Here is a 440-nt window from a genome sequence, read left to right on the forward strand (position 1 = left end):
CTGGTGCCAAGGCATCCACCGTGCGCCCTTAAAAACTTGGCCACAGATGCTCGCGTCCACTGTGCAGTTCTCAAACAACGACCAGCCACCCATCACCCCGCCCTCACAGGCGAGTTCACTGGGGCCGGCATCCGAAGACAGACCAAACGGCCGTGCCCTCAGACACCCAACAACGTGCCCGACACACTCCCTGCTTCCCTCAACGTTCCACGCTCCGAAGAGCAGTACTGGAAGGAGAAGACAATCAAGTGTGCCGAATAATCAACGTTCCACCCATGAGCAACCACCGCAGAACGTTTGCCTGCGTAATGGCCTCTGAACCAGTCCCGAAGGACAGGCTTAGAAGTGCTCCTTAGAAAGGAGGTGATCCAGCCGCACCTTCCGGTACGGCTACCTTGTTACGACTTCGTCCCAATCGCCAGTCCCACCTTCGACAGCTC

The 440-nt window shown here is 57.7% G+C and carries 1 rRNA gene; it reads right to left on the reverse strand.

Features of this window, described 5'->3' with window-relative positions:
• Positions 1-356: 356 nt before the first annotated feature.
• Positions 357-440, reverse strand: a 16S ribosomal RNA gene (locus tag IF54_RS0139010); the annotation flags it as partial.

The organism is Streptomyces sp. NRRL B-3229, from assembly GCF_000719505.1.
GTDB classification, from domain to species: Bacteria; Actinomycetota; Actinomycetes; order Streptomycetales; family Streptomycetaceae; genus Streptomyces; species Streptomyces griseorubiginosus.